The sequence below is a fragment of the Streptomyces sp. NPDC127098 genome, from assembly GCF_042722465.1.
Taxonomy (GTDB): Bacteria; Actinomycetota; Actinomycetes; order Streptomycetales; family Streptomycetaceae; genus Streptomyces; species Streptomyces millisiae.
This window is the reverse complement of record NZ_JBHXFJ010000141.1, coordinates 1-3426: the sequence shown is the minus strand read 5'-3', so window position 1 is coordinate 3426 and position 3426 is coordinate 1. Positions and strand designations below refer to the sequence as shown.

Sequence of the window (3426 nt, the reverse complement as noted above, 5' to 3'; positions counted from 1 at the left end):
CTTCTGGCCGGTCCCGGCGGCCGACCTACACTCCACTCCATGCACTCCGCAGGGGCCGCGCCCGCCGTCGAGGCCGTCGGCCTTGTCAAACGCTATGGCTCGACGACCGCCGTCGACGGCCTCGACCTGACCGTGCGCACCGGCACCGTCACCGCCGTCCTCGGCCCCAACGGCGCGGGCAAGACCACCACCATCGAGTGCTGCGAGGGCTACCGGACCCCGGACGCCGGCCGGCTGCAAGTCCTCGGCCTCGACCCCGCGACCCAGGCCGCCGCGCTCCGGCCCCGCATCGGCGTGATGCTCCAGGAGGGCGGCGTCTACCCCGGCATCAGGGCGCTGGAGATGCTGCGCCACGTGGCCGGGCTCCACGCCCACCCGCTGGACGTGGACGAGCTCGCCGAACGCCTCGGCCTCGGCTCCTGCGGCCGCACCACCTACCGGCGGCTCTCCGGCGGCCAGCGGCAGCGGCTCGCCCTGGCCCTGGCCGTCGTCGGCCGCCCCGAGCTGGTCTTCCTCGACGAGCCCACCGCCGGGCTCGACCCGCAGGCCAGGCACGCCACCTGGGACCTGATCCGCGAGCTGCGGGCCGACGGCGTGACCACCGTGCTCACCACCCACTTCATGGACGAGGCCGAGGAACTGGCCGACGACGTGGCCATCGTCGACGCCGGCCGGGTCATAGCGCACGGCACCCCGGCCGAGCTCGCCCGCGGCGGCACCGCCGACGTGCTGCGCTTCTCAGGACGCCCGGGACTCGACCTCGCCTCGCTGCGGGCCGCGCTGCCCGCCGGCAGCGAGGCCGAGGAGCCGAGCCCGGGCAACTACCGCATCACCGGCGACGTCGGCCCCCGGCTGCTCGCCACGGTCACCGCCTGGTGCGCCCAGCACGGGGTGCTCGCCGACCGGATCAGCACCCGGCGGCACACCCTGGAGGACGTCTTCCTGGAACTCACCGGCAAGGAGCTGCGGTCATGACCGGCCGGCACACCCCCCGCCCGGGCGCGGCCCCGCTGCCCCGGATGATCGCCGCCCAGGCCGCGCTGGAGACCAGGATGCTCCTGCGCCACGGCGAGCAGCTGCTGCTGACCGTGGTCATCCCGACCCTGCTGCTCGTCCTCTTCTCCACCGTCGACCTCGTGGACGTGGACGGGGAGCGGATCGACTTCCTGGCCCCCGGCGTGCTGGCCCTGGCCGTGCTCTCCACCGCCTTCACCGGGCAGGCCATCGCCACCGGCTTCGAGCGCCGCTACGGCGTGCTCAAGCGGCTCGCCGCCTCCCCGCTGCCGCGCTGGGCGCTGCTGTGCGGCAAGACCGGCGCGGTGCTGGTCACCATCGCGCTGCAGACGGTGCTGCTCGGCCTGGTCGCCCTGGCGCTCGGCTGGTCCCCGCACGGCAACCCGCTGGCGGTCGCCGTCCTGCTGCTGCTCGGCACGGCCGCCTGCTCGGGACTCGGCCTGCTGATGGCCGGCACCCTGCGCGCCGAGGCCACGCTGGCCGCCGCCAACCTGGTCTTCGTGCTGCTGCTGTTCTTCGGCGGGGTGATCGTGCCGCTCGACGACTTCCCCGCCGGGGCGCGCACGGTCCTCGAACTGCTGCCGCTCGCGGCGCTCTCCGACGGGCTGCGGGACGTGCTGCGGGACGGCGCCGCCATGCCGTGGGCCGACGCCGGCGTGCTGGCCGCCTGGGCGGCCCTGGCCCTGGCCGCGGCGGCCCGCTTCTTCCGCTGGGAGTAGCGGCCGCCGGCCCCGCGGGACCCCTCGTGAAAAGTTGCACAAGCGGGGGGCATACGATGACCGGGTGCTGAAAGCAGTGCGAAACCCCCTCGCCTACATCGCCGAGCGCTGGACGCCCCGGCCCGAGACCGTGCGGCGCGCGGCGCTCGCGGCGCTCGTCATGAGCGTCGTCATCATCGTCACCGGCGGCGCCGTCCGGCTCACCGGCTCCGGGCTCGGCTGCGACACCTGGCCGCGCTGCAGCGACGACAGCCTGGTCGCCACCAGCGAGATGGGCCTGCACGGCGCCATCGAGTTCGGCAACCGGATGATGACCTACGTGGTGTCCGCCGCGGTGGGCTGGTTCATCATCGCGGTCCGCTCGGCCAAGCCGGAGCGGCGGTCGCTGACCAGGCTCGGCTGGGCCCAGTTCTGGGTGGTGATGGGCAACGGCGTCATCGGCGGGATCACGGTCCTGACCGAGCTCAACCCGTTCATCGTCGCCGGCCACTTCCTGGCCGCGATGGCCCTGCTCACCACGACGACGCTGGCCTGGATCCGCGTCCGCGAGGGCGACGCGCCGCCGCGCCCCCTGGTCGGCCCGCCGGTGCGGCGCGCGGTGCTCGGCCTGACGGTGCTCTCCGCCGCCCTGGTGGTCGTCGGCACGGCTGTGACGGGCAGCGGCAAGCACGCGGGCGACGACAGCGACATCGAACGGATGCCGTTCGACTGGGAGACCGTCACCCGGGTCCACTCGCTGCTCGCCTGGGCCGTGGTGCTCGGCGCGATCGCCGTCTGGGCCGGCATGCGGCTGATGGACGCCCCACCCGGCCCGCGGGCCAGGGCGCGGGAGCTGATCTGGGCGCTGCTCGGCCAGGGCGTGCTCGGCTACACCCAGTACTTCCTCGACGAGCCGGAACTGCTGGTCGGCATGCACCTGTTCGGCGCCACGCTGGTCTGGATCGCCACGCTGCGCCTGCTCCTCGCCGTCCGCGAGCGGGGCACGGCCACCGACGACGCGCCGACCGACCCGGCCCGCGAGCGGGCCCCGCTGGCCACGGCCTAGCCGAGCTGGATCCCGGCCATCCGACGCCACTCACGCGGCCCGGTCCGCAGCCGGGCCGCGAGCTCCCCGTCCAACGACTCCCGCACCTCGACGCCGGCCGCCCGCGCGGCCTCCTCGAGCGTCTCGCGGCTCGCCGCCACGACATCCCCCCACTCGCCGTCGGCCCCCACCAGCACCAGCCGGTACCCACGGGCCCCCAGATAGGCGATCTGCCCGCCGGCACCACCGTGCGAGGCGGCGAACCGCCGCACCGTGCGGGTCGCTGCGCGGGCTTGGCGTGATTCTTCGACCATGCGGCTTAGGTTACCCACCGGTATGGTGTGCTACCCGGCGGGGCTTCACGCAGGCGGCGCCGCAGGGTCCGGCGCTTCGCGCCGGGGTTTTCCCCCACTCACCCGCCCTTTTACGCGCTTCGCGCGGGGGCCTGCCGAACCGCGCTGCGCGCGGTGCACGACCCGCCAGGGCCGAGGGCCCGCGGCGGCTTCGCCGCCGGGCCACCCGGCCCCTGCCGCGCGAGGCCACCCGCCAAGGACGGGTGGGTGGGCGCGGCACCACACGGCCGCAGGCCGACACGGCCGCAGGCCGACACGGCCGCAGGCCGACACGGCCGCAGGCCGACACGGCCGCAGGCCGACACGGCCGCAGGCC

4 protein-coding genes are annotated in these 3426 nt (G+C 75.3%); 3 read left to right on the top strand and 1 reads right to left on the bottom strand.

Translation table 11 applies throughout. The features are described from left to right. The first annotated feature begins 39 nt into the window (after positions 1 to 39). The 3 genes from ACFWI8_RS36185 to ACFWI8_RS36175 all read left to right on the top strand — a co-directional run bounded on the left by ACFWI8_RS36185 (position 40) and on the right by ACFWI8_RS36175 (position 2778). Positions 40 to 975 carry an ABC transporter ATP-binding protein gene (locus tag ACFWI8_RS36185; RefSeq protein ID WP_387100488.1) on the top strand — a complete coding sequence of 312 codons (936 nt, stop codon included), beginning with the start codon at positions 40 to 42 and terminating at the stop codon, positions 973 to 975. Beyond that, positions 972 to 1733 (top strand): ABC transporter permease, encoded by a 762-nt coding sequence (locus ACFWI8_RS36180; RefSeq protein WP_387100485.1) that lies wholly within the window; start codon positions 972 to 974, stop codon positions 1731 to 1733. Before ACFWI8_RS36185 ends, ACFWI8_RS36180 begins: the two co-directional genes overlap by 4 nt. A 64-nt stretch (positions 1734 to 1797) precedes the next feature. Beyond that, a complete protein-coding gene (locus ACFWI8_RS36175; RefSeq protein ID WP_387100482.1) occupies positions 1798 to 2778 on the top strand; it encodes a heme A synthase in 981 nt (326 codons plus the stop codon). On the opposite strand, the gene ACFWI8_RS36170 is transcribed toward ACFWI8_RS36175, so the two are convergent. Continuing rightward, complete coding sequence (locus tag ACFWI8_RS36170; protein WP_387100479.1) at positions 2775 to 3071, bottom strand: hypothetical protein; 297 nt, start codon at positions 3069 to 3071, stop codon at positions 2775 to 2777. The genes ACFWI8_RS36175 and ACFWI8_RS36170 overlap by 4 nt on opposite strands. Positions 3072 to 3426 lie beyond the last annotated feature (355 nt).